The 26235-nt window shown below is 62.6% G+C and carries 30 protein-coding genes; 13 read left to right on the plus strand and 17 right to left on the minus strand.

From position 1 onward, the window contains the following. Positions 1-113: 113 nt before the first annotated feature. The 5 genes from NKJ78_RS12545 to NKJ78_RS12565 form a co-directional block, all read right to left on the minus strand. Positions 114-404 (minus strand): HPr family phosphocarrier protein, encoded by a 291-nt coding sequence (locus tag NKJ78_RS12545; RefSeq protein ID WP_023672303.1) that lies wholly within the window; start codon positions 402-404, stop codon positions 114-116. After that, positions 401-802 carry a PTS sugar transporter subunit IIA gene (locus NKJ78_RS12550; protein WP_023672304.1) on the minus strand — a complete coding sequence of 134 codons (402 nt, stop codon included), beginning with the start codon at positions 800-802 and terminating at the stop codon, positions 401-403. Before NKJ78_RS12550 ends, NKJ78_RS12545 begins: the two co-directional genes overlap by 4 nt. A 164-nt stretch (positions 803-966) precedes the next feature. Continuing rightward, on the minus strand, positions 967-1428 hold the full coding sequence (locus tag NKJ78_RS12555; protein ID WP_023739752.1) for an HPr kinase/phosphorylase: 462 nt from the start codon (positions 1426-1428) through the stop codon (positions 967-969). A 12-nt stretch (positions 1429-1440) separates the two neighbouring features. Then, positions 1441-3222: a sensor histidine kinase gene (locus NKJ78_RS12560; RefSeq protein WP_023672307.1), complete on the minus strand. Its 1782-nt coding sequence runs from the start codon at positions 3220-3222 to the stop codon at positions 1441-1443. A gap of 85 nt (positions 3223-3307) precedes the next feature. Then, positions 3308-4009 (minus strand): response regulator transcription factor, encoded by a 702-nt coding sequence (locus NKJ78_RS12565; RefSeq protein WP_010912942.1) that lies wholly within the window; start codon positions 4007-4009, stop codon positions 3308-3310. Positions 4010-4355: 346 nt separating this feature from the next. Here NKJ78_RS12565 and NKJ78_RS12570 point away from each other — a divergent pair, with 346 nt between their 5' ends. The 4 genes from NKJ78_RS12570 to NKJ78_RS12585 all read left to right on the plus strand — a co-directional run bounded on the left by NKJ78_RS12570 (position 4356) and on the right by NKJ78_RS12585 (position 8536). Next, positions 4356-5966 (plus strand): phosphoenolpyruvate carboxykinase, encoded by a 1611-nt coding sequence (locus NKJ78_RS12570; RefSeq protein WP_023695997.1) that lies wholly within the window; start codon positions 4356-4358, stop codon positions 5964-5966. Between the two features lie 86 nt (positions 5967-6052). After that, complete coding sequence (gene arfB, locus NKJ78_RS12575; protein WP_023672309.1) at positions 6053-6487, plus strand: alternative ribosome rescue aminoacyl-tRNA hydrolase ArfB; 435 nt, start codon at positions 6053-6055, stop codon at positions 6485-6487. Between the two features lie 158 nt (positions 6488-6645). After that, positions 6646-7275 (plus strand): alpha-ketoglutarate-dependent dioxygenase AlkB, encoded by a 630-nt coding sequence (locus tag NKJ78_RS12580; RefSeq protein WP_023739751.1) that lies wholly within the window; start codon positions 6646-6648, stop codon positions 7273-7275. Between the two features lie 124 nt (positions 7276-7399). Further along, positions 7400-8536 carry a phosphatase PAP2 family protein gene (locus NKJ78_RS12585; protein ID WP_023739750.1) on the plus strand — a complete coding sequence of 379 codons (1137 nt, stop codon included), beginning with the start codon at positions 7400-7402 and terminating at the stop codon, positions 8534-8536. Here the strand turns inward: NKJ78_RS12585 and coaA are convergent. The 9 genes from coaA to hisB form a co-directional block, all read right to left on the minus strand. After that, positions 8523-9482, minus strand: coding sequence for a type I pantothenate kinase (gene coaA, locus NKJ78_RS12590; RefSeq protein ID WP_023672313.1), 960 nt, complete (start codon positions 9480-9482; stop codon positions 8523-8525). The genes NKJ78_RS12585 and coaA overlap by 14 nt on opposite strands. Before the next feature lie 132 nt (positions 9483-9614). Next, a complete protein-coding gene (locus NKJ78_RS12595; protein ID WP_023672314.1) occupies positions 9615-9938 on the minus strand; it encodes a phosphoribosyl-ATP diphosphatase in 324 nt (107 codons plus the stop codon). 8 nt (positions 9939-9946) lie between these two features. Next, positions 9947-10753, minus strand: a complete 807-nt coding sequence (hisF, locus tag NKJ78_RS12600) for an imidazole glycerol phosphate synthase subunit HisF (protein ID WP_023739749.1) — start codon at positions 10751-10753, stop codon at positions 9947-9949. Beyond that, the gene (locus NKJ78_RS12605; protein ID WP_023702081.1) at positions 10750-11586 is read right to left on the minus strand and encodes an arginase family protein; all 837 of its coding nucleotides are present in this window, start codon (positions 11584-11586) and stop codon (positions 10750-10752) included. Before NKJ78_RS12605 ends, hisF begins: the two co-directional genes overlap by 4 nt. After that, a complete protein-coding gene (gene hisA / locus NKJ78_RS12610; protein WP_023694622.1) occupies positions 11583-12329 on the minus strand; it encodes a 1-(5-phosphoribosyl)-5-[(5-phosphoribosylamino)methylideneamino]imidazole-4-carboxamide isomerase in 747 nt (248 codons plus the stop codon). The genes NKJ78_RS12605 and hisA overlap by 4 nt, the downstream gene beginning before the upstream one ends. A 3-nt stretch (positions 12330-12332) precedes the next feature. Next, the gene (locus NKJ78_RS12615) at positions 12333-12623 is read right to left on the minus strand and encodes a DUF1330 domain-containing protein (RefSeq protein ID WP_023672318.1); all 291 of its coding nucleotides are present in this window, start codon (positions 12621-12623) and stop codon (positions 12333-12335) included. 1 nt (position 12624) lies between these two features. Next, positions 12625-13275, minus strand: coding sequence for an imidazole glycerol phosphate synthase subunit HisH (gene hisH / locus NKJ78_RS12620; protein ID WP_023739748.1), 651 nt, complete (start codon positions 13273-13275; stop codon positions 12625-12627). Position 13276: 1 nt separating this feature from the next. After that, the gene (locus NKJ78_RS12625; protein ID WP_023739747.1) at positions 13277-13753 is read right to left on the minus strand and encodes a DUF2628 domain-containing protein; all 477 of its coding nucleotides are present in this window, start codon (positions 13751-13753) and stop codon (positions 13277-13279) included. 4 nt (positions 13754-13757) lie between these two features. Further along, positions 13758-14357, minus strand: coding sequence for an imidazoleglycerol-phosphate dehydratase HisB (hisB, locus tag NKJ78_RS12630; protein ID WP_023672321.1), 600 nt, complete (start codon positions 14355-14357; stop codon positions 13758-13760). Positions 14358-14594: 237 nt separating this feature from the next. Here hisB and hslV point away from each other — a divergent pair, with 237 nt between their 5' ends. From hslV to NKJ78_RS12655, 5 genes are all read left to right on the plus strand, one after another. Beyond that, positions 14595-15146, plus strand: a complete 552-nt coding sequence (gene hslV / locus NKJ78_RS12635; protein ID WP_023672322.1) for an ATP-dependent protease subunit HslV — start codon at positions 14595-14597, stop codon at positions 15144-15146. Continuing rightward, entirely contained in the window at positions 15136-15663 is a 528-nt protein-coding gene (locus NKJ78_RS12640) for a GNAT family N-acetyltransferase (RefSeq protein ID WP_352459979.1), read from the plus strand. The genes hslV and NKJ78_RS12640 overlap by 11 nt, the downstream gene beginning before the upstream one ends. A 4-nt stretch (positions 15664-15667) precedes the next feature. Beyond that, positions 15668-16270, plus strand: a complete 603-nt coding sequence (locus NKJ78_RS12645) for a DUF2585 domain-containing protein (RefSeq protein WP_352459978.1) — start codon at positions 15668-15670, stop codon at positions 16268-16270. Between the two features lies 1 nt (position 16271). Further along, positions 16272-17585: an ATP-dependent protease ATPase subunit HslU gene (gene hslU, locus NKJ78_RS12650; RefSeq protein ID WP_352459977.1), complete on the plus strand. Its 1314-nt coding sequence runs from the start codon at positions 16272-16274 to the stop codon at positions 17583-17585. 276 nt (positions 17586-17861) lie between these two features. Next, complete coding sequence (locus NKJ78_RS12655; protein ID WP_352459976.1) at positions 17862-18818, plus strand: DUF1402 family protein; 957 nt, start codon at positions 17862-17864, stop codon at positions 18816-18818. 117 nt (positions 18819-18935) lie between these two features. On the opposite strand, the gene NKJ78_RS12660 is transcribed toward NKJ78_RS12655, so the two are convergent. The 3 genes from NKJ78_RS12660 to NKJ78_RS12670 form a co-directional block, all read right to left on the minus strand. After that, the gene (locus NKJ78_RS12660) at positions 18936-20156 is read right to left on the minus strand and encodes an NAD(P)/FAD-dependent oxidoreductase (RefSeq protein ID WP_352459975.1); all 1221 of its coding nucleotides are present in this window, start codon (positions 20154-20156) and stop codon (positions 18936-18938) included. A 16-nt stretch (positions 20157-20172) separates the two neighbouring features. Beyond that, on the minus strand, positions 20173-20487 hold the full coding sequence (locus NKJ78_RS12665) for a MocE family 2Fe-2S type ferredoxin (RefSeq protein ID WP_023672328.1): 315 nt from the start codon (positions 20485-20487) through the stop codon (positions 20173-20175). Positions 20488-20572: 85 nt separating this feature from the next. After that, positions 20573-21676, minus strand: a complete 1104-nt coding sequence (locus NKJ78_RS12670) for a fatty acid desaturase family protein (RefSeq protein ID WP_352459974.1) — start codon at positions 21674-21676, stop codon at positions 20573-20575. 175 nt (positions 21677-21851) lie between these two features. Here NKJ78_RS12670 and NKJ78_RS12675 point away from each other — a divergent pair, with 175 nt between their 5' ends. The 4 genes from NKJ78_RS12675 (at position 21852) to NKJ78_RS12690 (ending at position 26166) form a co-directional block, all read left to right on the plus strand. Next, complete coding sequence (locus NKJ78_RS12675) at positions 21852-22883, plus strand: LacI family DNA-binding transcriptional regulator (RefSeq protein WP_352459973.1); 1032 nt, start codon at positions 21852-21854, stop codon at positions 22881-22883. A gap of 372 nt (positions 22884-23255) precedes the next feature. Next, positions 23256-24197 (plus strand): sugar ABC transporter substrate-binding protein, encoded by a 942-nt coding sequence (locus NKJ78_RS12680; protein WP_023684065.1) that lies wholly within the window; start codon positions 23256-23258, stop codon positions 24195-24197. A 107-nt stretch (positions 24198-24304) separates the two neighbouring features. Beyond that, on the plus strand, positions 24305-25381 hold the full coding sequence (locus tag NKJ78_RS12685; RefSeq protein ID WP_352459972.1) for an ABC transporter permease: 1077 nt from the start codon (positions 24305-24307) through the stop codon (positions 25379-25381). Between the two features lie 2 nt (positions 25382-25383). Further along, positions 25384-26166 carry an ATP-binding cassette domain-containing protein gene (locus tag NKJ78_RS12690; RefSeq protein ID WP_027049093.1) on the plus strand — a complete coding sequence of 261 codons (783 nt, stop codon included), beginning with the start codon at positions 25384-25386 and terminating at the stop codon, positions 26164-26166. The last annotated feature ends 69 nt before the right edge of the window (positions 26167-26235 follow it).

The following is a 26235-nucleotide window of genomic DNA, read 5'->3' on the forward strand; positions in this document are numbered from 1 at the left end:
CCAAGACGACAATGGGATATAAAGAAATCTTTATGCGCGTATGTGTTTTACGGGGATGCATGCCGCCCAAAAGTATCCCGCGGTTTTGGGACAACGGCGTTCAAGCAAAAACTTCAGCACTCTTCGCCGAAGCGCGAGGCGACCAGCTGCTCCAGCGCGTCCATCGCCGCTGCGGCTTCAGCGCCGCTGGCGGTGACGCGGATCGAATAACCGGGGCTCGCCGCCAGCATCATCAGCCCCATGATCGAGGTGCCGCCGACCTTGAGACCATCCTTCTCGACATGGACGGTGGCGTCGAAGCCGCTGGCGACCTGGACGAACTTCGCCGAGGCGCGCGCATGCAGGCCGCGCTGGTTGACGATCGGGAACTCGCGCACGATCTCACCGGGCGACAGCGCGTTCATTTGCTGCTCAGCAGCTGACTTGCGACGTTGATGTATTTGCGCCCCGCGGCCTGCGCCTCGTCGAGCGCGGTCGCCATGTTGTCGCCCTTGCGGATCGACGACAGCTTGATCAGCATCGGCAGGTTCATGCCGGCGATGACCTCGGTGCGACCGGATTCCATCACCGAAATGGCGAGATTGGAAGGCGTGCCGCCGAACATATCGGTCAGAACGATGACGCCGGTCCCGGTGTCGACGCGGCCGACGGCGTCGACGATATCGCGCCGACGCTGCTCCATATCGTCATCGGCGCCGATTGCCACGGTTTCGAAATTGTCTTGTGGCCCCACGACATGTTCCACGGCATGGCGGAACTCGGCGGCCAGTTGACCGTGCGTTACAAGCACGAGTCCGATCATTCTATGGTGGCTCCCGTCATCGCCGCTTCACAGGCGCTTTTTATGCTCGCCGGCCATCCCAGGCGGCGGGAGCGCTATCTTGTCGACGCGCGGCGCGTTGACAAGCCCAAAATTGCGTCGGCCATGGCCAATTTGACGCATTGCAGCAAAAAACCGGCGGCGGATCATACGAAAGGCGCAATCTCCAGCCGCGCCATTACCGCCGGCAAAGCCGCAGTGACGTTGCGCTGAACGAGGTCGATGCGCGGCACCACACAGCCGGCAATGGTCGCGCTCGACTCTTCCTGGAAACGCTCCACAGCGTTTGCGGCAACCAGCTGGATCGTAAGGTCGATGACCCCCACAGGTTGGAACAAAAGCGGCTTCGGACCAAGTCCGGGCACCTCTGTGAGGCCGGCGATGCTGGCGGGCGCATGGCAGACCAGCCGCCCGAAACGCGCCGCGACAAACAGCTGGTCGTCGCCGATCAGCCGCGCAAACAGCCCGAGCCGGCTGAAATGGTCGATGAGCGCCAGCGCCAGCGTTGTCTTGCCCGAGCCGGACGGCCCGGTGATCAGGACGCCCCGCTCGCCAATCTGGATTGCGGTGGCATGGATGTTCTCGGGTTTCGCGGTGGGATCGGGCATGCGCAGCCGCGATCAGCCTTCGGCCGGCAGCGTAACGACGAAGCGCGCGCCCTTGATGTCGCCGGGCTTGGTGCCGGGGATGTTCTCGGCGGTCAGCGTGCCGCCATGGGCTTCGACGATCTGCCTGGATATCGACAGGCCAAGCCCTGAATTCTGGCCGAACGCCTCGCCGGCCGGGCGGTCGGTGTAGAAGCGCTCGAAGATGCGGTCGATGGCGTCGGCGCGGATTCCGGGGCCGTTGTCGTCGACGGTGACGATGTTGACCTTGCCCGAGCGTGCCAGGGAAATGGCGATGTGACCGTGGTCCTCCGGCACGAAGGAGCGGGCATTCTCGATCAGATTGGTGATGACCTGGCCGATCCTGAGATCATGGCCGGTGACGAAATAGCCTTTGACGCCTTGCGGCAGCTTGGCGGCCTTGAATTCGATCTCGACAGCCTTTTTGTTGCGCGTCGCTTCGCGCGACACGGCGACGAGATCGGTGATGAATTTCTTCAAATCGACCGTGGCGGCATCCTCACGCGCCAGTTCGGCGTCTAGGCGCGAGGCATCGGAAATGTCGGTGATCAGCCGGTCGAGACGCCGGACATCGTGCTGGATGATCTCCATCAGCCTGCCGCGTGAATTGTCGTTCTTGGCAAGCGGCAAGGTCTCCACCGCGCTGCGCAGCGAGGTCAGCGGGTTCTTCAACTCGTGCGAGACATCGGCGGCGAAGCTTTCGATCGCCTCGATGCGGGCATAGAGCGCATTGGTCATGTCGCGCACCGCGACCGACAAATTGCCGATCTCGTCCTGGCGGTCGGAAAAGTCGGGGATCTCCTCGCGGCTCTTGACGCCGCGCCGCACCCGCACTGCCGCCGCCGATAGGCGGCGCAGCGGATTGGCGATGGTGGATGCGAGCAGCATCGACAGGATGGCGGTGACCAGGGCGGCGATGCCGAACACGCGCAAAATAGCCTTGCGTTCGGCGGCGACGATCTTGTCGATGTCGCCGCCTTCCGTCGACAGCATCAGCACGCCGAGGACGGCACGGAAGCGCTGGATCGGCACCGCCACCGAAACGATCTGCTCGCCCTGTTCGCTCACCCGCACGATCGTCGATGGACTGCCGGTCAGCGCCTTGACCACTTCCGGGAAGGCCGCACCGTTGCCGCCGGGCTGCTCATGGTAGACGGGCAGGTCCTTGTTGCGGAAGAAGTCGAAGACGAATTTCTGCACGCGCTCCAGCATATCCGGCTGCTCGTCCTCGACCGGCGGCAGGTCGTAGCGCAGGATTTGGCCGCGCGAATAGAGATGGCGCGAATCGAGCAGCAGATTGGCGTCGCGGTCATAGATGCGGGCCCGGGTGCGCGTCGGCGAAATCAGCCGCCGCAGCACCGGCGCCACGCGCTCGGGATTGATCGGGAAATCCAGATTGTCGAGCTGGTCGGAGCCCGGCCCCAGGCTTTCGCCGGCCTGCAGTTCAAGCAGTTTTTCTGGATCGATGCTGATCGAATCGGTCTCGACCGTCGCCGACGCGGCAATGGCGCCGGCGATGATCTCGCCCTGCGTCATCAGGCTTTCGACGCGGGCGTCGATCAGCCCGTCGCGGAAGGTGTTGAGATAGAGGATGCCGGTGACCAGCACGGCGAGGCCGGCCAGGTTGAGGAACAGGATGCGCCGGGTCAGGCTGGAAAAGATGTGGTGGCCGAGGAAGCGGCGCATCGGCACCGTCAACCTCGACAGGAATGCGGGCAGAATCCGCGACCGCCTGACAGCGCTCGTTCGTCTGCTCCGCTGTACATCCACTGCCATCGAATAGCAGCTCCCGCCTAGTCTTTGGTTTTATGCATGTCGTCGTCCCAAAAACCGCGACCACTTTTGGGCGACATGCATCAACTCAAGCTTCGCGGAACCGGTATCCGACTCCGTAAAGGGTTTCGATCATTTCGAAGTCGTCATCGACGGCCTTGAACTTCTTGCGCAGCCGCTTGATGTGGCTATCGATGGTGCGGTCGTCGACATAGACCTGCTCATCATAGGCGGAATCCATCAGCGCATCACGGCTTTTTACCACGCCGGGGCGCTGCGCCAACGAGTGCAGGATGAGAAATTCGGTGACCGTCAGCGTCACCGGCTCGCCCTTCCAGGTGCAGGTATGGCGTTCCTGGTCCATGACGAGCTGGCCGCGTTCGAGCGAACGGGCCTGCTGGCTGGGCGCCTTTGCCGCAGCTTCGCGGGCGCTGGCGCGGCGCAGCACGGCGCGCACCCGCTCGACCAGCAGGCGCTGCGAGAACGGTTTGCGGATGAAATCGTCGGCGCCCATCTTGAGGCCGAAAAGCTCATCGATCTCATCGTCCTTCGAGGTCAGGAAGATCACCGGCAGGTCGGACTTCTGCCGCATCCGGCGCAACAGCTCCATGCCGTCCATGCGCGGCATCTTGATGTCGAGGATGGCGAGATTCGGCGGCCGCGCCGCCAGGCCTTCCAGCGCCGACGCACCATCCGTGTAGGTCTCGACGCGATACCCCTCGGACTCGAGGGCGATCGACACCGATGTCAGAATGTTGCGGTCGTCATCGACAAGCGCGATTGTTGCCATTTCAAGCGGCTCCCTCATGAGCTGTCCCTTCTGTCTTAGAGAAGGGGCTTTTGCAGGACAAATTAGGTACAAAATGTGGCACAGGCTCCACCCGCTGTCGCGGACGGCTTGCCGGCGGCCCCATCGGAACCTCTACACGGGTTGGACGAACACTGTGTGCCAATCCTTTGGGCAACCACCGTGATTCTTTGCACATATAAACGATTTAAACAACTTTCAAAATTTTTAAATCGATTAATGATTTGATATCATTCGAGTTTTCTGGTTCTCACCGTCTCAGCCCCTAACGCGGGCTCGCCGGAAACGCGCCGGCAAAGTGCGGCGAATCCAGAAGAAGGGACCCTTGATGTCGGAAGTCGGCAAACGCAATTCTGCTTGCGCGATCGATCGTATCGGCCTGAAAACCACCGGCACGGTGCATTATAATTTTGGTGCGGCCGCCCTTTATGAGGCAGCGATCCGTCGTGGCGAGGCCCGGTTGACCGCCGGCGGCGCGCTGCTTGCCGAGACCGGCCAGCACACTGGCCGCTCGCCCAAGGACAAGTTTGTCGTCCGCGATGGCGCCACCGAGCCCCATGTCTGGTGGGACAACAACAAGGCGATTTCGGCGGGCCAGTTCGAAATGCTGCTCGCCGATTTCCTTGTCCACGCCGCGAATAGCGATCTCTATGTGCAGGACCTCGTCGGCGGCGCCGATGCCGAGCTGAAGCTGCCGACGCGGGTCATCACCGAATTCGCCTGGCACTCGCTGTTCATCCGCAATCTTTTGATCCGCCCGCAGGCCGCCGAGCTCGAGGATTTCGTGCCGGAGATGACGATCATCGACCTGCCGTCCTTCCGCGCCGATCCGGCCCGCCACGGCAGCCGCACCGAAACGGTGATTGCGGTCGATCTCACCCGCAAGATCGTGCTGATCGGCGGCACTTCCTATGCCGGCGAGATGAAGAAATCGGTGTTCACCATGCTCAACTATCTGCTGCCGGAAAAGGGCGTCATGCCGATGCACTGCTCGGCCAATGAGGGCCCGGGCGGCGACGCAGCGATCTTCTTCGGGCTTTCCGGGACGGGCAAGACGACGCTGTCGGCCGATCCGTCACGTACGCTCATCGGCGACGACGAGCACGGCTGGGGACCGCACGGCATCTTCAACTTCGAAGGCGGCTGCTACGCCAAGACGATCCGGCTGTCGGCCGAGGCCGAGCCGGAGATTTTCGCCACCACGCAGCGTTTCGGCACGGTGCTGGAAAATGTCGTGCTCAACGCCGACCGCGTGCCGGACTTCAACGACGGCCGGCTCACCGAAAACACGCGCTGCGCCTATCCGCTGGATTTCATCCCCAATGCCTCGAAGAGCGGACGGGCCAGCCACCCGAAAAACATCATCATGCTGACCGCCGATGCCTTCGGCATCATGCCGCCGATCGCACGGCTGACCCCGGCGCAGGCGATGTACCACTTCCTCTCCGGCTACACCGCCAAGGTGGCCGGCACCGAGAAGGGCGTTACCGAGCCGGAAGCGACGTTCTCGACCTGCTTCGGCGCCCCGTTCATGCCGCGCCACCCCAAGGAATACGGCAATCTGCTGCGCGAGCTGATCGCCCGCCACGGCGCCGATTGCTGGCTGGTCAACACCGGCTGGACCGGCGGCGCCTACGGCACCGGCAAGCGCATGCCGATCAAGGCGACGCGCGCCTTGCTGGCCGCAGCGCTTGACGGTTCGCTGAAGGCGTCCGGTTTCCGCACCGACGCCAATTTCGGCTTCGAGGTGCCGGTTGCTGTGCCTGGCGTCGACAGCGCCATTCTCGACCCGCGTTCGACCTGGGCCGACAAGGCAGCCTATGACCGGCAGGCAGCGCGATTGGTCGGCATGTTCGCCGTCAACTTCGAGAAATTCGAGAGCCATGTCGATGCCGTCGTGCTCGGCGCAGCACCCCGCCTGCAGGAAGCTGCGGAATAGTCGAGGCGTCTTCACCGAAGCATCCTTGAAAGGCGCGATCTCGATCGGGCCTTTTCTTTTTTGGTCCGCCGCGCCATGACTGCGGCATGCCTATCGACGACATCATCATATCGGACGAAGCCGTAATCCATCCGGGCGACCTGCACGAGGATTTCATCCGCTCGTCGGGTCCCGGCGGCCAGAACGTCAACAAGGTGGCGACCGCCGTCCAATTGCGCTTCGACGCCGCCAATGCGGCTGGCCTGTCCGAACGCGTGCGCGCGCGCACGATCAAGCTCGCCGGCCAGCGCGCCACTAAGGACGGCGTCATCGTCATCGAGGCCGGCCGCTTCCGCACCCAGGAGCAGAACCGGGCCGATGCCCGGGCAAGGCTGACGGCGCTGGTCGCCAAGGCCGCGGAACCGCCGCCGCCGCCGCGCAAGAAGACCAGGCCGTCGAAAGGCTCGGTGGAGCGGCGGCTGCAAAGCAAGGCAGGGCGCGGCACGATCAAAAAGCTGCGCGGCCGGGTAGAGAACGACTAAGGACCGCGCCGACTGCGTGCATAAAGCGGCCTCCCCTTCGGAACCGCAGACGCAAGGTTTCACCATTGCCACAGCAAGGGAGACCGACAACGGTGGCTTTCGGGTCGCCGTTTCTGATTGGCGGTGGCATGGTTTCAGTATCAACCGGAGGCGAAGTCATGCTCGTTCTGCCCAAAGGCGTCCGCCATATGCCCGGCTATCTGTCCCGCGCGGCGCAGGAAGCGCTGGTGGAAGAGGTGAGGACAATTGTACAGCGGGCGCCGCTGTACGTGCCGGCGATGCCGCGGACCGGCAAGGAGATGAGCGTGCGCATGACCAATTGCGGCACGCTCGGCTGGGTCACTGACAAGGAGCTGGGCTATCGCTACCAGCCAACGCACCCACTCACCGGAGAGCCATGGCCGCCGATCCCGGACGTGCTGCTGCAATTGTGGCGGGAGGTCGCCGCCTATCCGAATCCGCCGGAGGCCTGCCTGGTCAATTTCTATACGCAGGACGCCAAAATGGGTCTGCACCAGGATCGCGACGAAGCCGATTTCTCGGCCCCAGTGGTCTCGGTGTCACTTGGCGACGATTGCCTGTTCCGGGTCGGCCAAGTGACGGGCAGGGGGGCCACACGCGACGGCGGTACCAAATCGTTCCGCCTGAAAAGCGGCGACGTCGTCGTGCTCGGCGGCGAAGGCCGGCTCTGCTTCCACGGCGTCGACCGCATCTATCCGTCGACCTCGGCGCTGCTGAAAAATGGCGGCCGGATCAATCTGACGCTGCGGCGGGTGACCTTGCCTTGAAGAGGTGAGAGTGCATTCTTGCACTTACTGAACCACTGACCTTGCGAATGAAAAATCCCTAACGGAATTTAAGGTTTCGGCCGCTAGTCTGCGCCAAAACGTCATCATTCCCGGTGTGGATACCATGCTCGAAATCGAATCCGAAGTGATTTGGCGCTACATTCGAAATGCCGCATGGCGCACGGTTTCGATCGCCCGCTCGGATGCATCGCTCTACCTGTTCATTGGCATCTACACTGCAACGGGGCTGGGGTTTCTGGCTTGGGTCGGCGCGCTCCATCGCACCGCATACCAGACCTACGTGCCGATATGGCTTATGGTTTTCGGTTTCGTGCTGCCGGCGGTATCGCTTCTCCTGGAAACCGGCTGGCTTTTGCATCGATTTGAGCGTCGGCGGAAATTTGCTGCGGGCAAGATGTTCTCAGCCGAGCGGATGGCGGTTCTCTTTTCCGGCATATGTCTGTTGATGGGCATCATGATTTTCCAAAGCACCTTCACCTCGGTCAAGAACGGCATGTCCGTCCTGTGGAAAGGGTTCCCCTATGATCGCGCCTTGGCAGATATCGATGCCTATCTGCATTTCGGCACTGATCCGTGGCGATGGCTCTACGTTATCGGCAAGCATGACTGGGTACGGGAATCCGTCGGATGGAACTACGACATGCTGTGGTTCATCATTTGCTACAGCATGCTGTTTTTCATTGTCACGTCACCACGCACCACGCATCTGAAGAGACGCTATGTGCTGTCCTTCATGGTGGTGTGGGTGGTCGTCGGAAACATCCTGGCCGGGCTGTTCATGTCGGCCGGACCGGCGTTCTACGGCTATGTCACCGGCGATGTGCCACGCTTCGGTGAACAGCTTTCGTTTCTTGCGCAAAGCCGGTCGGCGAGTTCCGCCGCCGTGTACCAGCAGTATCTGTGGACGCTCCAGACCGAGGGTGTGACTGGACTCGCGTCGGGAATATCGGCATTTCCAAGCGTTCATGTCGCCTTGATCACCCTGAATGCGGTGTATACCTGGGAGTACGACCAGCGGTTGGGCGCCATCGCATTTCTGTATGTCGCCTTCATAGTCGCGAGTTCGGTCTATCTTGGTTGGCACTATGCGATCGATGGTTATGCGGCGGTCGCGCTCACGATCGCCCTATGTGCGGCCGTCCGCAAGCTGGTACCCGACGGCGAAATCCTGATGCCAGGCCCGGCCCGGCAATCGGCGGCTGGCGGCAGCCGCCCGGAGGCGGTCGTCACAGTTTCCTGAGCGCCACTTCCTCGACCAGATGATTGGCGCCCTTGCGCAGGATGAGGTCGGCCCGCGCCCGTGTCGGCACGATGTTCTCGCGCAGGTTTTTCAGGTTGATGTTGGCCCACAAGCCTTCCGCAATGGCGCGCGCGGCGTCTTCCGAAAGCTGCGAATAGCGGTGGAAGAAGGAGTCCGGATTGCGGAAGGCCGTCTCGCGCAGGCGCATGAAGCGGGCGATGTACCATTGGTGGATCAGCTTCTCGTCGGCATCTATATAAATGGCGAAATCGAAGAAATCCGACAGGAACGGCACGATCTTGCCGTCCTTTGGCAATTTGCCGGGTTGCAGAACGTTGATGCCTTCGAAGATCAGAATGTCTGGCCGGTCGATGGTGACGAACTCGCCGGGAATGACGTCATAGGTCAAATGCGAATAGACGGGCGCGCGGACATTGCGCTGGGCCGACTTGATGCCCGACAGGAAACGCAGCAGCGCACCGACATCGTAGCTGTCGGGAAAGCCCTTGCGCTCCATCAGATTGTCGCGTCGCAACACCTTGTTGGGCAGCAGGAACCCGTCGGTAGTGATGAGATCGACCTTGGGGCTCGACGGCCAGCGCGCCAGAAGCTCCTTCAGCACGCGCGCCGTGGTCGATTTGCCGACCGCAACCGAACCGGCAATGCCGATGATGAACGGTGTCTTGACCACATCCAGCGCGTTGAAGAAGGCCTGGCGCTGGCGAAACAGCAACTGGCTGGCCTCGACATGCGCCGAAAGCAGCCGCGAGAGCGACAGATAGATGCGCTTGACTTCTTCCAGGTCGACCGGATCGTTCAGTGAGCGCAGACGGTTGATCTCGTCTTCGCCCAGCGTCATCGGCGTGTCGGCGCGGAAGTTCGACCATTGCTCGGCCGAGAAGAAACGATAGGGGGAATATTTCTCGGTCGGAGCGAGCTGGTCCATCGAGTTTCCTGCCCTCTAGAGCATGAGGCCGAAAAGTGTGAAGCGGTTTTCGGGCGACATCATGCTCCCTCTATCAATTTAGAGACGGATTCAGATTTAAGGCCTCGGCCCGAAATCATCCGGCTCTCGCGGTCAGCCTTTCGGCCGGGATGCCTTTTCAGTGACGCCCGAACGGCCGGTACGGCCCTCAAGCTCCTTCAGCACCTCGCCCAGCGAAACGCCGGCCATGCCAAGCACGACGAGCCAATGATATATGAGATCGGCACTTTCGGAAACGAGGGCATTTTTGTCGCCCTTGACGGCGGCAATGACGGTCTCGACTGCCTCTTCACCAAGCTTCTGCGCCGCCTTGTCGATGCCTTTGGCGAACAGTTTTGCCGTCCACGAGTCCGGGTCGCCGGAACGGGCGCGTTCGCCAATGATCGTTTCCAGATCGGACAGCGAAAATTCAGCCATGGCGCAGCCTACAGCCTTTGTGGAGTGGATTGAACCGGGTAGTCCAGCCGCATCGGTAGCCCGGCCTCGGCCATATGCGCCTTGGCTTCCGCAATCGTGTAAGTGCCGAAATGGAAGATCGAGGCCGCGAGCACGGCGCCGGCGTGGCCGTCGCGAATGCCCTCGACCAGATGGTCGAGCGTGCCGACGCCGCCCGACGCGATGACCGGCGCGCGCACCGCATCCGCTATCGCGCGGGTCAGCGCAATGTCGTAACCGGCCTTGGTGCCGTCGCGGTCCATCGAGGTCAGCAGGATCTCGCCAGCGCCGCGATCGACCATTTTTCGCGCGAACTCGACCGCATCGATGCCGGTCTTTTCGCGGCCACCGTGGGTGAAGATCTCCCAGCGGCCGGGCTCTTTCGGCGCCGACACCCTCTTGGCGTCGATGGCGACGACAATACACTGGTTGCCGAACTTGTCGGCGGCTTCGGCGACGAAATCGGGATTCTTCACCGCCGCAGTGTTGATCGACACCTTGTCGGCGCCGGCCAGCAACAGTTTGCGGATATCGGCGACCTGGCGCACGCCGCCGCCGACGGTCAGCGGCATGAAGCATTGTTCGGCGGTGCGGGCGACGACGTCGAAGATGGTTTCACGGTTGTCGGACGACGCGGTGATATCGAGAAAGCAAAGCTCGTCAGCGCCGGCCGCGTCATAGGCTTTGGCCGCCTCGACCGGATCACCGGCATCGATGAGGTCGACGAAATTGACGCCCTTGACGACGCGGCCGTTCTTGACGTCAAGGCAAGGGATGACTCGGGCCTTCAGCATCAGCCCTTCTCCATCGTCGCCAGCAACTCGCTGAGCAGTTCGCCGACCAGCGGCGGAACCTCGGCCTGCGCATCGAACGCCGGATCGTAGGCGGAAATGGTGATGCCGGAAATCGGCAGCAGGCCGGCCATGCCGCAGACAGCCTGGCGCAGCTGTTTCGGCTCCGGGCCGCCGGGCGTGGTGTAGCGGTTGGCCTGCAGCGCCCCGGGGTCGTGCACGTCGAGATCGAGATGCAGGTGCACCCGCTTCGCATCCGGCGCCTTCAGCCTGCCGCTCGCCGTCGCCCAGTCCGGGCATTCGGTGCGGATGACCGGCAACGTCTTCAACAGCTCCGTTTCGGCCGGATCGAGATCGCGCGCGTTGACCAGCACGCAACGCGCCGGATCGATCGGCCGGAAGCCGGGGATGGCCGAGGCCATCGGCTTCCAGCACAGGCCGAGAACCGTGGCCAGCGCCATGCCGTCGAGAAAGCCGAAGATGGACGTCTCCGGGGTGTTGAGATCGCCATGCTGGTCGGCCCAGATGATCGCATCGGCATCCTCGCCGGCAACCGCACCGGCCGATGTCAGACAATTGCCGGCCAGCACGATGGGAAGCCGGCCGCGGTCTATGGCGATGCGGACCTCGCCGGAGACGGCACCGCACACGGCAAAGCCGGTGGCGATCTCGCGCTGCTGTTCGTCGCCAACCCTGCCGATATCGGTGACGACGACGTCGTGCCCGGAGAGCGTCAGCGCGTCGACAAGCCCGCCGGCGATGAGTGCATCCGGGCCTCGGCCCATGCCGCCGTGATAGTGGCCGCTGTCATAGGAGGCCAGAATGATGGAGATTTTCACGGCCGGGTCTCCATCGCCTTGCCCTGCAGCACCGCAAGCGCCTCGGCCGGGTCGATACGCCCGTCATAGAGCGCGCGGCCGGAGATGGCGCCTTCCAGTTTCTTCGCGTCGGGCATGGTCATGCGCACGATGTCGGCGATCGAAGCCAGCCCGCCCGAGGCGATGACCGGGATCGAGACGGCGTCGGCGAGATCGATCGTGGCATCCCAGTTGATGCCGGTCAGAACGCCGTCGCGGTCGATATCGGTGTAGATGATGGCGGCAACGCCGGCGCCTTCGAATTTCCGCGCCAGTTCGATGACGCCGAGGCTGGAGGCCTCGGCCCAGCCTTCGACCGCCACCTTGCCGCCCTTGGCGTCGATGCCCACGGCGATCTTTCCAGGAAATTCCTTGCAGGCTTCCCGGACCAGGTCGGGATCGCGCACCGCCACCGTGCCGAGGATGACGCGGGCCAGCCCGCGGTCGAGCCAGTCCTCGATCTGCGCCAGCGTGCGGATGCCGCCGCCGAGCTGCACCGGGTTTTTCGTCGCCTTGAGGATGGCGCCGACCGCCGCGCTGTTGACGCTCTGGCCCTTGAAGGCGCCGTTGAGGTCGACGACATGCAGCCATTCAAACCCTTGCTCTTCGAAGGCCTTGGCCTGGGCCGCAGGGTCGTCATTGTAGATGGTCGCGGTCGCCATATCGCCGTGCTTCAGCCGCACGCACTTGCCGTCCTTGAGGTCGATGGCCGGAAACAGGATCACCGTTCAGACCCCTTCCACAATGGCGAAATGCGAGGTCGAATAAGCGCGCCGGAATTTCAGCGCTGCCTGGTATTCGGGGGAATGGAAGCACGCCAGCGCGACCTCGTAGCTTTCGAACTCGACGATCACATGGCGATTGCCGGATGGCCCTTCCGGGCTTGACGACTGACCGCCTCGCGTCAGGAATTTCGCGCCGTATTTGTCGAACGCCGCTTTGTTGGCGGCGATGTATTTCGGATAGTTTTCCGGATCGGTCACATCGACCATCGCCATCCAGTAGCCCTTCTTGCTCATCTCAAGGCCTCCAGCGCAGGAAGTTGGTGATCAGTGCCAGGCCGAGCGCCTGGCTCTTTTCCGGATGGAATTGCGTGCCGGCAAGGTTGCCGTGCGCGACCGCCGCCGTTACCGGGCCGCCATAATCGGCGACGGCCAGCACTTCGTCCGGCCTTGTCGCGTCGAGATGGTAGGAATGAACGAAATAGGCGTGCAGACCCTTAGGCCCGGTCGCAATACCCGAAAACAGCGGGTGCTTGCGCTCCAGATCGATGGTGTTCCAGCCGATTTGCGGGATCTTCAGTGCCGGATCGGCGGGCGTGATCTCCTTGACGTCGCCGGCAATCCAGCCGAAGCCCTTGGTCACGGTCTTTTCCAGGCCGCGCTCCGACATCAGCTGCATGCCGACGCAGATGCCGAGGAACGGCCGCGCCTTGGCGATCGCTACCTCTTCCACCGCTTCCCACATGCCGGCGACGCCGCGCAGGCCCGCCGCGCAATCGGCATAGGCGCCGACGCCGGGCAAAACGATGCGGTCGGCGCTGCGCACACGCTCGGCATCGGCGGTCAGCTCGATGGCAGCCGCAATGCCGGCTTCATGCGCGGCGCGCTCGAAGGCCTTGGTGGCCGAGCGCAGATTGCCCGACCCGTAATCGATGATCGCGACCCGCATCTCAGGCTTTTCCCGGCGTATGGCTCAGGCCCAGCGTCAGCCCGGTCTGCGCCGGCCGGGCCAGGCTGGCGTCCGGCACGATGCGCGGCAGCGGCGCCGGCTCATCGGCAAGCGCCTCGGCGTCCAGTGACTGGCGGATGTCGGCATCGTCAGGATTGTCGGCTTCGACGACGCCCCATTCATGCCAGCCGCCGCGGCGCAGCGCTGCGAGCCGCAACCCTTGGCCTTCCAGCCCGATATAGAGCGACACCAGTAAAGACAGTGCGGAGCCGGCCCAGTCCAGTCCCAGCCATTGGCCGAGCACCGAGATGAGCCCCATGGCGACGAAGGCGAGCGCGGCCTCGATCCAAAGCCGGTGCCAAGCGAGCCACAGCGGCGCCACCAGGAAAGCCAGCCAGGAAAAACCGTCGCGGACAAAAATGGTTGCGTCGGCCGCCTCGGTGCGGCCTGGCGGTTCCATCACGACATAGATGGCCATCAGCCTACCCTTTCAGAGATCCCTTGGTGGAGGGAACCGCTTCCGGCTGGCGCGGGTCGCGCTCCAGTGCGAAACGTAGCGCGCGCGCCACCGCCTTGAAGCAGGTCTCGGCAATATGGTGGTTGTTGGCGCCATAATGGTTGGTGACATGCAGCGTGATGCCGGCATTCTGCGCCAGCGCCTGGAAGAATTCTCGCACCAGTTCGGTGTCGAACGTGCCGATCTTGGGCGACGAGAAGGCGACATTCCAGACCAGAAACGGACGGCCCGACACGTCGATCGCGGCCCGCGTCAGCGTCTCGTCCATGGCAAGGTCGACAGAGGCGTAGCGCATGATGCCGCGCCGCTCGCCCAGCGCCTTGGCCAGCGCCTGGCCGATCGCAATGCCGGTGTCCTCGACCGTGTGGTGGTCGTCAATGTGCAGGTCGCCCTTGGCCTTCACCGTGATGTCGATCAGCGAGTGGCGCGACAGCTGGTCCAGCATGTGGTCGAAGAAGCCGACGCCGCTCGACATGTCGGATTTTCCGGTGCCGTCGACATGGACCGAGACGCTGATCTCGGTTTCCTTGGTCTTGCGGCTGACTTCGGCGGAACGGGACGCCATGACCTTGTCCTTGGCTGAGGGGTTCGAAACTCAAGACGGGGTTCCAAGCTGTCATTTGCTTGAAAACGAAAGCCTTCTAGCAGCATGATCCGGCGATTGCCAGTTGCGATGCGGACAGCCACCGGCCATGGCGTACGCCGTTTGCAATCACCCGCCCCATGCATACATATGGCCGATCGAAATCACTCGTACCGCGCGCCAATCGCCTTATCGGGATCGCGCGAATCGGAGCTAAAAATGTCCAATGAACTGAGTATGCACGCCACGACCATCGTGACGGTGCGCAAGGGCAACAAGGTGGTGATCGCCGGCGACGGCCAGGTCAGCCTTGGCCAGACCATCATGAAAGGCAACGCCAAAAAGGTGCGCCGCATCGGCAAGGGCGGCAATGTCATTGCCGGTTTCGCCGGCGCCACAGCGGACGCTTTCACCCTTCTGGAGCGGCTCGAAGCCAAGCTCGAACAATATCCCGACCAGTTGACACGCGCCTGCGTCGAGCTCGCCAAGGACTGGCGCACCGACCGTTATCTGCGCCGGCTGGAAGCGATGATGCTGGTGGCCGACAAGTCGGTTTCGCTGGCGCTCACCGGCACCGGCGACGTACTGGAGCCCGAATTCGGCGTCATGGCCATCGGTTCCGGCGGCAACTATGCGCTGGCCGCTGCCCGCGCGCTGATGGACAGCGACAAGGATGCCGAGGAGATCGCCCGCAAGGCGATGCAGATCGCCTCCGACATTTGCGTCTACACCAACAACAACTTTGTTGTCGAAACGCTCGATGCCGGCTAACCCGCCGGTGCTCTATGATTTTCGACCGGTTGCCGAAAAAGACCTGCCCATGATCGCCGGCTGGCTGGCCGAGCCGCATGTCGCCGAATGGTGGGACGATCCGGAGACGGAAATCGCCGAAATCCGGGAGCACATCGACTCTATTTCTGTAGAGCCGCTGATCGTCGAGCTCGACGGCAGGCCGATCGCCTATCTGCAGAGCTACGATCCGCATCTGGAAGACGGCCATCCCTATGCCGACCAGCCGTTCGGCACGCTCGGCATCGACCTGTCGATCGGCGTGCCGGACCTGGTCGGCAAAGGTCATGGCTCGGCTATCGTCAGGCAATTCGTTGAGCAACTGTTCGAGGAAGGCGCGCCGCGCGTCATCATCGATCCGCATCCCGACAATGGCCGCGCCATCCGCGCCTATGAAAAGGCGGGCTTCAGGGCTATCGATCGCAGACACTCTAGATATGGGGACGTCGTGCTGATGTCTGTCGATGCCAAAGAGAGCGACGCGGAAGAAGGGGAATGAGTTGATGGCGACACCGGGCACTGCCAAAAATTACTCGGCCTATGAAGACAGCTGGCGCATGGGGCTTCTGCTCGTGCTCGCTCTGCTCATCTTCCAGGCCGGCGCGCTTTACGGCATGGGCCGCACGCCGATCTGCACCTGCGGTTACGTCAAACTCTGGCACGGTGTGGTGAACAGTTCGGAGAATTCCCAGCATATTTCCGACTGGTACACGTTCTCGCACATCATCCACGGCTTCCTGTTCTACGCCTTGGCCTGGTTCCTCTTCCCGCGCTCGCCAATCGGTCTGCGCCTGGCTTTCGCCGTTGTCATCGAGGGCGGCTGGGAACTCCTGGAAAACAGCCCGTTCATCATCGAGCGCTACCGCGCCGGCACCATTTCGCTGGATTACTATGGCGATAGCATCATCAATTCGGTGTCCGACACGCTGGCCATGGTGCTGGGGTTTGTGATGGCCAGAAAGCTACCTATATGGGCGGTCGTCGGCCTCGCCCTCATCTTCGAACTGGGTGTCGGCTACCTCATCCGGGACAATCTGACGCTCAACGTGATCATGCTGCTGCATCCGTTCGAGTCCATCAAGCAGTGGCAAAGTGGAATTCAGTGATATGACCACCTTCTCTCCCCGTGAAATCGTTTCGGAACTCGACCGCTTCATCATCGGCCAGAAGGACGCCAAGCGCGCCGTGGCCATTGCCTTGCGCAACCGCTGGCGCCGCCAGCAGCTGGAAGGCCAGATGCGCGAAGAGGTGATGCCGAAGAACATCCTGATGATCGGCCCGACCGGCGTCGGCAAGACCGAGATCTCGCGCCGCCTGGCGCGGCTCGCCGGTGCGCCTTTCGTCAAGGTCGAGGCCACCAAGTTCACCGAAGTCGGCTATGTCGGCCGCGATGTCGAGCAGATCATCCGCGACCTGGTCGAGATCGCCATCGGCCTGGTGCGCGAGAAGATGCGCGAGGACGTGAAGGCGCGCGCGCACCTCAATGCCGAGGAGCGCGTGCTGGAAGCCCTGGTCGGCAAGACGGCGAGCCCGGCGACCCGCGATTCCTTCCGCAAGAAGCTGCGCGACGGCGAGCTCGATGACAAGGAGATCGAGATCGAGGTTGCCGACACCGGCACCGGCGGCATGCCCGGCTTCGAGATCCCCGGCATGCCGGGCGCTAATATCGGCGTGCTCAACATCAACGACATGCTGTCGAAGGCGATGGGTGGCAAGAAGACCAAGGCGCGCAAGACGACGGTCAAGGAGTCCTACGCGCTGTTGGTCAACGACGAGTCCGACAAGCTGCTCGACCAGGACGAGGTGGTGCGCCGGGCGCTCGACGCGACCGAAAATGACGGCATCGTCTTCCTCGACGAGATCGACAAGATCGCCTCGCGCGAAGGCGGCATGGGCGCCGGCGTCTCGCGCGAAGGCGTGCAGCGCGACCTGCTGCCGCTGATCGAAGGCACGACGGTGGCGACCAAATACGGACCGTTGAAGACCGACCACATACTGTTCATCGCCTCGGGCTCCTTCCATGTCTCCAAGCCGTCCGACCTGTTGCCGGAATTGCAGGGCCGCCTGCCGATCCGTGTCGAGTTGCGGGCGCTGGAGAAGGACGATTTCATTCGCATCCTCACCGAGACCGAGGCCAGCCTCATCAAGCAGTATATCGCGCTGATGAAGACCGAAGGCGTCGACCTCACCTTCACCGACGATGCCATCGATTCGCTGGCCGGCATCGCTGTCGACCTCAACGCTAGCGTCGAAAACATCGGAGCGAGACGCCTGCAGACGGTGATGGAGCGCGTGCTGGACGAGATCTCCTACGACGCGCCCGACCGCAACGGCACCAGCGTCGCCATCGATGCCGCCTATGTGGAAAAGCATGTCGGCGACCTCTCGCGAAACACAGATTTGTCGCGATTCATCCTTTAAACGAGGGCGCCGGTTCATCCGGCGCCGGTATTAGAGCGCCGCGCGTCCTTTGGACGCGCAAAGGTCGCTCTAACAGTATTGAATCGACGCATCGGACTTTCCAAAAATCGGTTTCGATCTTTGGGCCGATGCTTAGGCAACAGTTTCCGGCAAACATCATCGTGTGTGGCCGGATGGTATCATGCGGCCACCTTTCGTCTTGCTGGCTGCAAGGGCGCTCTCGACTCGACCGGGAGCTTTACCTAATTTGCGCGGCAATTCTCTAGGCGGCGGCGCATGAAAAAACTGATCCTGCTCATTCTTGGCTTGACGCTGGCGGCGACGCTGTTCGCGGCTGACGCGGCGACATTGGTGCCGGCGGGCAACCGCAATGTCGTGCAGCCTGACATACCGGGCGCCTCCAGCCGCCGCACCCAGGCCACCAACACCACCTTCCAGGCCAAATACCGCAAGGTCTACGCTCTGTTGCAGAACGACGCCGAATTGCGCGCCAAAATCAGGAAGGCGGCTGCCGCTTACGGCATCAACCCCTTGCACATCGTCGGCGCCATCGTCGGCGAGCACACCTACAATGTCGATGCCTACGACCGGCTGCAGACCTACTACGTCAAGGCGATCTCCTACCTCTCCAGCAAGCTGTCCTTCGCCTATGACGGCGAGGACATCACCGATTTCGTGCAGCGGCCGGAATTCAAGAAGTGCACAATGTCGGACAGCTACGACCTGTGGGAATGCCGCGAGCAGGTGTGGAACCGCTCCTTCCGCGGCAAGACCGTCGGCGGCACCAGCTTTCCCAACGACCGCTTCGGCGCCACCTTCTTCCAGCCCTATTATGCCGGCCAGACCTTTGGCCTCGGCCAGCTCAACCCGCTGACCGCGCTGCAGATGAGCGATCTCGTGCACAAGGTGTCGGGGCTGCCCGAGCTCGATGTCGCCGATCCCAATGGGGTCTACAAGACCATCATGGATCCGGATCTGACATTGCCCTACGTGGCAGCGACGATCAGGAAGTCGATTGACGCCTACAAAAACATTGCCGGCTTCGACATCTCAGGCAATCCGGGGCTGACCGCCACGCTCTACAATGTCGGCAATCCCGAGCAACGCGCCTATGCGCTGAAGGCTGAGAACGACAAGCGCCGCGCCGCGGGTGAGACGGTGAAGCTGCCGGAAGAGAATTATTACGGCTGGCTGGTAAACGACAAGCTGGACGAGCTGAAGGCGCTGTTTTAAGGCTGGGGCCTTTACCTCCCCTTGTGGGGAGGTCGGACCAAAGGTCCGGGTGGGGGTCGGTGCCGCACCCCACCCCGCTGCTTCGCAGCGACCCTCCCCACAAGGGGAGCATAAAACTTACGCCGCCAGCAACGACTTCAGCTTCACATCCGGCGACCCCAACGCCTCCGGCGCCGGCCTAGCCCGCATGGCGATCAGCATCTCGGCCAGCCTGATGTCGCGCGCCACGGCATTGCCCGTACCGAGGCCGCTCGCCGCCACCAGCCTGCCATCCTCGGCCAGATGAAACAGAATAAAAGCACCACCGTCGCCGAGATCGCGGCGGACCGTGCTTTTGCCCTCGTCGGGAAGGCCGGCGATCTGCAGCGACAAACCATACTGATCCGACCAGAACCATGGCACCGCGGCATGCGCTTCGCGGGCGCCCAGCATGTTCTTCGCGGCCAGCGCACCCTGTTCCTGCGCATTGCGCCAGGCTTCCAGCCGCACCCGCCGGCCAGCATAGACAGCGAGCGGAAACGAGCAGCAATCGCCGGCGGCGAAGATGTCGGGATCGATTGTTTGGAGTTCGCCATTGACGGCGATGCCGTTATCGACGGTCAGGCCCGCTTCCGCGGCAAGCCCGGTCACCGGCACGGCGCCGATGCCGATGACGGCGAGATCGGCTGTTATCTCCTGCCCGTCGGCGAGCGTGATCCGCACCTCGGCGCCATCATCGGCGACGGTAGCAATGCCCTGGCCAGTGAGCATGGTCACGCCTTCGGCTTCATGCGCCCGATGGATGATTTCGGCGATCTCGGCTGGAACCCCGCGCATGAGGATGCGCGGCTGCGCCTCAATGACCGTGACGCTGGCCCCGAGCTTGCGCGCCGAAGCGGCGAGCTCCAGGCCGATAAAGCCACCACCAATGATGGCGATGCGGTTTGCCGGGCTGAGGTGGGCGCGAATGGCCAGCGCGTCGGCAAAGGTGCGGAGGTAGACGCAGCGCGACCCCAGTCCCGGCATCGGCAGCTTGCGCGGTGTCGAGCCGGTCGCCAGCAGCAGCTTGTCGTAGGGCAGGGCCGAACCGTCCGACAGCCGCACCATATGCGCCGGGCGGTCGATCGCCACCGCTTGAACGGAATGGATATGCCGGATCGATTTCTCGGCCAGAATTTCGTCGCTGGCGATCGTCTTGATCTCGGCCGCGTCGCTCGTCATTGCGTCCTTGGACAGGGGCGGCCGCTCATAGGGCAGATGGGGTTCGTCACCCACCAGCGTCACCGGCCCGTGATAGCCCAGCTCGCGCAGTGTCAGCGCTGCCCGCCCGCCGCACTCGCCGGCGCCAATGATGACCATTCCCGCCTGCATGGTCCTACCCGATCTGGATCAGCACTTTGCCGGCCTCGACCTTTACCGGATACGTGGCGAGATTGACGCAAACCGGCGCGCCGCGTGCCGCCCCCGTCTTGTAATTGAAGCGGCCATTGTGCTTGGGGCACTCGATGATGTCATCCATCACCAGCCCGTCGGCCAGATGCACCTTTTCGTGCGTGCACAGGCCATCGGTGGCGAAGTAGTCGTCATCGGGGCTGCGATAGATGGCGAAGGTGCGGCCGCCATGGTCGAAGCGCATCACATCTTCTTCGTCGATGTCGCCGGCAGCACAGGCTTCGATCCAGTCGCTCATGTGTTCCTCCCAAAAGCAATTCCAGGAAAAGTGCGTTGCGGTTTTCCGTTCGGAGTTGCGTCAAAACAAAAGCTTAATCGCGCGATCATTCCGCCGCGGCGGCGACGGCGTCGTTGTGGAGTTCCTCGCGATAGGGCCGCGCCGTTGGCGGCAGTTCGCGCTTGAGGAAATAGTCCTCGTTGCGCAGCTGGCGCAAAAAGGCCGGGATCATCTCGCGATAGCCGGCCAGGATCGACGGCGTCGGCGCCGGCAGATCGTGCTTGATCAGCGCATGCAGTTTAGGCAGCGCATGATAGGGCACCATCGGGAACATGTGGTGTTCGACGTGATAGTTCATGTTCCAGTAGATGAAGCGGCTGACCGGGTTCATGTAGACGGTGCGGCTGTTCAGCCGGTGGTCGATGACATTTTCCGCGAGCCCGCCATGCTGCAGCAGGCCGACCATGACATGATGCCAGGCGCCGTAGAGCCGGGGCAGCCCGACCAGCATCAGCGGCAGCCATGAACCGAAATAAAGCGCCAGCGCGATCGTCACGGCATAGATCGCCGTCCAGATGCGGGCGATGCGAATGGCTTTAGGCTGCTCCTGTTCGGGGATAAAAGTCTTTTCCGCCGCGCTGATATTGCCGGCGGCATTGCGCAGCATGTCCGACATCGCATGCCAGGCATCCAGCACGCCGATAAAGCCAAGCGCGACCCGGAACAGATCCGGCGGCCGCATGACGGAGATTTCCGGGTCGCGGCCGACGATGATGGTGTCGGTGTGGTGGCGGGTGTGGCTCCAGCGCCAGGTCACCGGATTGCGCATGATCATGAAGCAGGCGATCTGGTAGACGGCGTCGTTCATCCATTGGGTGCGGAAGGCGGTGCCATGGCCGCATTCGTGCCAGCGCGAATCGGTCGACGAGCCGTAGAGCACGCCATAGACGAAGAAGAACGGCACGCACCACCAGCTGCCCCAGAACCAGGCGCCTCCGGCGGCACTCAGGATCAGCGCCGCCAGCCAGATCGCGGTGTCGCGGATCGCCGGCCCGTCGGAGCGCTGCATCAGCTCCTTCATCTGCTTGCGCGGAATATCGGTGTGATACCACTCGGCCGCCGCCAGCCCGGTCTCGACGGCGAGCTTGGAATCGCGGCCGATCAGGCTGTAGTCGCGCCGAAACGGTGGTGTGGATAGTGTCGCTTCCATAGGGGCTGGCTCCGTCGGCCACAGCATCCGTCAGGACGGATATGTCCATTACAGGGCGCTTGTGTCCGAGCGCAAAATAGCGCCATGCGGTGATAGTCTCAATATCACAAAGATAGTTTCTATCATTTTCCATCAGAACGATGTAAGCAGTTGCAGGCACTCATGCGGGACAGTCATGGCAAAACGGCCAACCATCACCGATCTGGCGCGCATCTCCGGCGTTAGCGTCGCCACTGTCGACAGGGTGCTGAACAACCGGCTGCCGGTGCGCGAGGAAACCGCGCGCCGCGTCTATGAGGCGGCGACCGGCATCGGTTACCACGCCGCCGGGCTGATCAAGCGGCGCATGCGCCAGGAATTGCCGGAATACCGCCTCGGCTTTCTGCTGCTGCGGGGCAATGATGTTTTTTACGGCGATTTCGCGAGGGAGCTAGAAATGGCGGTCTCGCAATCGCAGCGCTTCCGCGGCGTCGCCACCATCGATTTCGCCAGCTCGCTAGCCGCCGACGAGATCGCCGCCCAGATGCGCAAGCTGGCAGCGAAATCCAGAGCAATCGCCGTTGTCGGTCCGGACCATCCGACGCTGACGGCGGTCGTGGAGTCGCTGAAAGCGAGGGGGCAACCTGTCTTCTCGCTGCTGTCCGACTTTGCCGCTGGCATCCGTGAGGGATATGTCGGCCTCGACAATCGCAAGGTCGGTCGCACCGCGGCCTGGATGATCGCCAGGGCGGCAAAGAACCCCGGCAAGGTCGCCCTTTTCGTCGGCAGTCATCGCTTCCACGGCCATGAACTGCGCGAGATCGGATTTCGCTCCTTCTTCCGCGAACATGCGCCGGACTTCACGGTGATGGAAACGCTGGTCAATCTGGAAGCCAACCAGGTCACCCACGATGCGATGATCGATCTCCTGGTGCGGTATCCGGATCTTGCCGGCTGCTATGTCGCCGGCGGCGGCATGGAAGGCGCGGTCTCGGCGCTGCGCGCAGCGAAGCCCGCAAACATGCCGGTGGTCGTCTGCAACGAGATCAACGCCGAATCGCGCGCGGCACTCGCCGACAACATCCTGACAATGGTGATCTCGACGCCGCTCGCCGCCTTGTGCCGCGAGCTTGTCGACCTGATGGCGCATTCCATCGAGGCCGGCGCCGCCAACGCGACGGGCCAGACCTTTCTGCCCTTCGACATCTATCTGCCGGAAAATATCTAACGCGTTGCCGCGCCGACCCGTTCGGCGTGGGCTCTCCGGCGATGATAGAATCTATCAGATTCCGCCTTCAGACTCGGCCTGGGCCGCTGTCGGCCTTGATTCGGCGTGAAATTGCGGCGCGGCGACCGAAAATCCGCTTTCCGACTTAGGAATCGCTCTTGACGTCTCGCGAAAAAATGGAATAAATATTTCATCAGATTGGTATTTTGGTTCTTTCGTTCCGGAACATCTGTTACAAACTGGGAGCCTGGCGTTCCATCCCTTGGACAAAACGCCATACGGAACAGGAAGGCATCAGGGAGCGATTCCTCGGGCTATCGGGGATTCCGGGTAGATCGGTGCAGCCGGACACCAATGTGGAGGAGAAACACAATGAAGAAACTGATTTTGGGCGTCGCCTTTGCGGCGCTGATGAGTTCGTCCGCTTTTGCCGCCAAGGTCGGCGTGTCGATGGCCAAGTTCGACGACAACTTCCTCACCGTGCTGCGCAACGGCATGATCGAGCAGGCCAAGGGCATGAGCGGCGTGGAACTGCAGGTCGAGGACGCGCAGAACGACGTCGCCAAGCAGCTCGACCAGATCAAGAACTTCGCCGCCTCGGGCGTCGACGCCATCATCGTCAACCCGGTCGATACCTCGGCCACGCAGGCGATGTCGGACGCCGCCGCAGCCGCCAAGATCCCGTTGGTCTATGTCAACCGCCAGCCGGTCAATGTCGACACGCTGCCGGACAACCAGGCCTTCGTCGCGTCGAACGAGGCCGATTCCGGCACGCTCGAGACCAAGGAAGTCTGCCGCCTGTTCACCGAGGCCGGCAAGAAGGAAGCCAATGTCTATGTCATCATGGGCGAGCTTTCCAACCAGGCCGCCGTGCAGCGCACCAAGGACATCGAAGAGGTGATCGCCACGCCGGAGTGCAGCTTCATCAAGATCATCGACAAGCAGACTTCGAACTGGAACCGCGACGAAGCGCAGAACCTGATGACCAACTGGCTGTCGACCGGCAAGCCGTTCGACGGCGTCATCGCCAACAATGACGAAAGCGCCATCGGCGCCATCCAGGCGATGAAGGCCGCCAACATCGATATGAAGACGGTCGTCGTCGGTGGCGTCGACGCCACGCAGGACGCGCTCGCCGCCATGCAGGCAGGCGACCTCGATGCGACCGTGTTCCAGGACGCGGCCGGCCAGGGCGCCGGCGCGCTCGACGCGGCACTGAAGCTCGCCAAGGGCGAGAAGGTCGAGCACAAGGTCTACGTGCCCTTCCAGCTGGTTACGCCGGCCAACATCGACAAGTTCCTGAAGAAGAACTGAGCCGGCAACTCGTTCGACTAACGGAGCGGCGCATCAATCGCGCCGCTCCTGTTTCCCTCACCGCCCTTACGTGCGGGAGGGCAAATGCCGCCTCACGGAGGACAGACATGTCACAGACATCTCATGGCGTCGGCGGGGTCAGCTATGACGCGAAGAGGCGGACATGGCCGGCCGAATTCAACGTCTTCCTGGCGCTGGTCATTCTGGTCGTCATCTTCGAACTGATCGGCCGCATCTTTCTTGGCGACAGCTTCCTGTTCAACACGCGCGACAACGTCGCCGGGATATTCAATGAGGCCCGCCTGCAGATCATCATCCTGCAGGTGTCGATCGTCGGCATCATCGCCATCGGCGTCACGCAGGTGATCATTTGCGGCGGCATCGACCTGTCCTCGGGCTCGATCGTCGGCGCCACCGCCATGATCGCCATGAGTTTTGCCCAGGTGGCGACGGTCAACGGCAATCCCAACCCCAAGGCGATGTTCCTGGCGCAGGGCTGGACCGACCTGCCGGTCATCGTGCCGGTGCTGGTCGCCATCGCCTGCGGTCTGTTCGCCGGCCTCGTCAACGGCTCCTTGATTGCCTATACGCGCATTCCGCCGTTCATCGCCACGCTCGGCATGATGGTGACCGCGCGCGGCATTGCCAAATGGTGGTCCAAGGGTCAGCCGATCTCGTTTCCGACCGAAAGTTTCGCTGGTATCGGCAAGGGGCTGATGCCGGTCATCATCTTCCTGTCGCTGGCGGTGCTGTTCCAGCTGATCATGACCTACACACGCTACGGCAAGCATTGCTATGCGATCGGCTCCAACGAGGATGCCGCGCGCATGTCGGGCATCAAGATCGCCAACCACAAGATCCTCGTCTACGTCATTGCCGGCATCCTCGCCGCGCTGGCCGCCGTCGTGCTCTCCTCCAAGAACCTGACGGCACAGTCCGGCATGGGCGTCATGTACGAGCTCGACGCCATCGCCATGGCGGTCATCGGCGGCGTCTCTTTGTCGGGCGGCCGCGGCTCGATCGTCGGCACCGTGATCGGCTCGCTGATCTTCGGCGTCATCATTTCCGGCTTCACCTTCCTGCGCCTCGACGCCTACTATCAGGAGATGGTCAAGGGCGTGATCATCGTCGGCGCGGTCGTTCTCGACCAATGGCGCCAGCGCATGCGGGCATTGAGGGCTTGACCATGCCAGATATCTCCACGACAGACATCGTCCTGAAGACCGAAAACCTGACCAAACGCTATGGCGGCGTGCACGCGCTGGAAGGCGCCAATTTCGAGCTGCGCAAGGGCGAGCATGTCGCCATCATGGGCGACAATGGCGCCGGCAAATCGACCTTCGTGCGCCAGATCACCGCCGTCGAGCAACGCACCAGCGGCCAGATCTGGTTCGACGGCAGGGAAGTGAATTTTGCCGGGCCGATCGAAGCGCGCACGGCGGGCATCGAGACGGTGTTCCAGAACCTGGCGCTGGCCGACGATCTCGACGTGCCGTCGAACCTGTTCCTCGGCCGCGAAAAGGTGCTTTTCAATCTCGGGCCGTTCTCGATCCTCGACCGCAAATACATGCGCAAGGCGACCGAGGCGGCGCTGATCCGCACGGCAGTGAAAATCCCCAATTTGTCCAACACCATTCGCCACATGTCGGGCGGCCAGCGCCAGTGCGTTGCGATCGCCCGGACCGCGACCTTCGCCTCCAAGCTGATCATCATGGACGAGCCGACGGCAGCCCTTGGCGTGCAGGAGACGGCGCAGGTCGAGAACATCATCCGCACGCTGAAGGACAATGGCGAGCCGCTGATCCTGATCAGCCACAACATGCGCCAGGTGTTCGACCTGTGCGACCGCATCGTCGTCTTCCGGCGCGGCCGCATCGTCGCCAACCTGCGCAAGGAAAACACCGACGGCAACGACATCGTCTCCTACATCACTGGCGCCAAGACCGGGGAGGCGGAACTCGCGGCCTGAACAGGATGGTCATCCTGTTTTCTGGCGTGCTCGAAAAATTATCTTGCCACCTTTCTCAAAAGGAAGGTG

The sequence above is a fragment of the Mesorhizobium sp. M0037 genome (assembly GCF_040323635.1).
GTDB lineage: Bacteria > Pseudomonadota > Alphaproteobacteria > Rhizobiales > Rhizobiaceae > Mesorhizobium.

Coding starts and splice junctions, on each gene's coding strand:
- NKJ78_RS12545 (WP_023672303.1), bottom strand. CDS start 404: ATGAACGCGCTGTCGCCCGGTGAGATCGTGCGCGAGTTCCCGATCGTC.
- NKJ78_RS12550 (WP_023672304.1), bottom strand. CDS start 802: ATGATCGGACTCGTGCTTGTAACGCACGGTCAACTGGCCGCCGAGTTC.
- NKJ78_RS12555 (WP_023739752.1), bottom strand. CDS start 1,428: ATGCCCGATCCCACCGCGAAACCCGAGAACATCCATGCCACCGCAATC.
- NKJ78_RS12560 (WP_023672307.1), bottom strand. CDS start 3,222: ATGGCAGTGGATGTACAGCGGAGCAGACGAACGAGCGCTGTCAGGCGG.
- NKJ78_RS12565 (WP_010912942.1), bottom strand. CDS start 4,009: ATGGCAACAATCGCGCTTGTCGATGACGACCGCAACATTCTGACATCG.
- NKJ78_RS12570 (WP_023695997.1), top strand. CDS start 4,356: ATGTCGGAAGTCGGCAAACGCAATTCTGCTTGCGCGATCGATCGTATC.
- arfB (WP_023672309.1), top strand. CDS start 6,053: ATGCCTATCGACGACATCATCATATCGGACGAAGCCGTAATCCATCCG.
- NKJ78_RS12580 (WP_023739751.1), top strand. CDS start 6,646: ATGCTCGTTCTGCCCAAAGGCGTCCGCCATATGCCCGGCTATCTGTCC.
- NKJ78_RS12585 (WP_023739750.1), top strand. CDS start 7,400: ATGCTCGAAATCGAATCCGAAGTGATTTGGCGCTACATTCGAAATGCC.
- coaA (WP_023672313.1), bottom strand. CDS start 9,482: ATGGACCAGCTCGCTCCGACCGAGAAATATTCCCCCTATCGTTTCTTC.
- NKJ78_RS12595 (WP_023672314.1), bottom strand. CDS start 9,938: ATGGCTGAATTTTCGCTGTCCGATCTGGAAACGATCATTGGCGAACGC.
- NKJ78_RS12615 (WP_023672318.1), bottom strand. CDS start 12,623: ATGAGCAAGAAGGGCTACTGGATGGCGATGGTCGATGTGACCGATCCG.
- hisH (WP_023739748.1), bottom strand. CDS start 13,275: ATGCGGGTCGCGATCATCGATTACGGGTCGGGCAATCTGCGCTCGGCC.
- NKJ78_RS12625 (WP_023739747.1), bottom strand. CDS start 13,753: ATGGCCATCTATGTCGTGATGGAACCGCCAGGCCGCACCGAGGCGGCC.
- hisB (WP_023672321.1), bottom strand. CDS start 14,357: ATGGCGTCCCGTTCCGCCGAAGTCAGCCGCAAGACCAAGGAAACCGAG.
- hslV (WP_023672322.1), top strand. CDS start 14,595: ATGTCCAATGAACTGAGTATGCACGCCACGACCATCGTGACGGTGCGC.
- NKJ78_RS12640 (WP_352459979.1), top strand. CDS start 15,136: ATGCCGGCTAACCCGCCGGTGCTCTATGATTTTCGACCGGTTGCCGAA.
- NKJ78_RS12645 (WP_352459978.1), top strand. CDS start 15,668: ATGGCGACACCGGGCACTGCCAAAAATTACTCGGCCTATGAAGACAGC.
- hslU (WP_352459977.1), top strand. CDS start 16,272: ATGACCACCTTCTCTCCCCGTGAAATCGTTTCGGAACTCGACCGCTTC.
- NKJ78_RS12655 (WP_352459976.1), top strand. CDS start 17,862: ATGAAAAAACTGATCCTGCTCATTCTTGGCTTGACGCTGGCGGCGACG.
- NKJ78_RS12660 (WP_352459975.1), bottom strand. CDS start 20,156: ATGGTCATCATTGGCGCCGGCGAGTGCGGCGGGCGGGCAGCGCTGACA.
- NKJ78_RS12665 (WP_023672328.1), bottom strand. CDS start 20,487: ATGAGCGACTGGATCGAAGCCTGTGCTGCCGGCGACATCGACGAAGAA.
- NKJ78_RS12670 (WP_352459974.1), bottom strand. CDS start 21,676: ATGGAAGCGACACTATCCACACCACCGTTTCGGCGCGACTACAGCCTG.
- NKJ78_RS12675 (WP_352459973.1), top strand. CDS start 21,852: ATGGCAAAACGGCCAACCATCACCGATCTGGCGCGCATCTCCGGCGTT.
- NKJ78_RS12680 (WP_023684065.1), top strand. CDS start 23,256: ATGAAGAAACTGATTTTGGGCGTCGCCTTTGCGGCGCTGATGAGTTCG.
- NKJ78_RS12685 (WP_352459972.1), top strand. CDS start 24,305: ATGTCACAGACATCTCATGGCGTCGGCGGGGTCAGCTATGACGCGAAG.
- NKJ78_RS12690 (WP_027049093.1), top strand. CDS start 25,384: ATGCCAGATATCTCCACGACAGACATCGTCCTGAAGACCGAAAACCTG.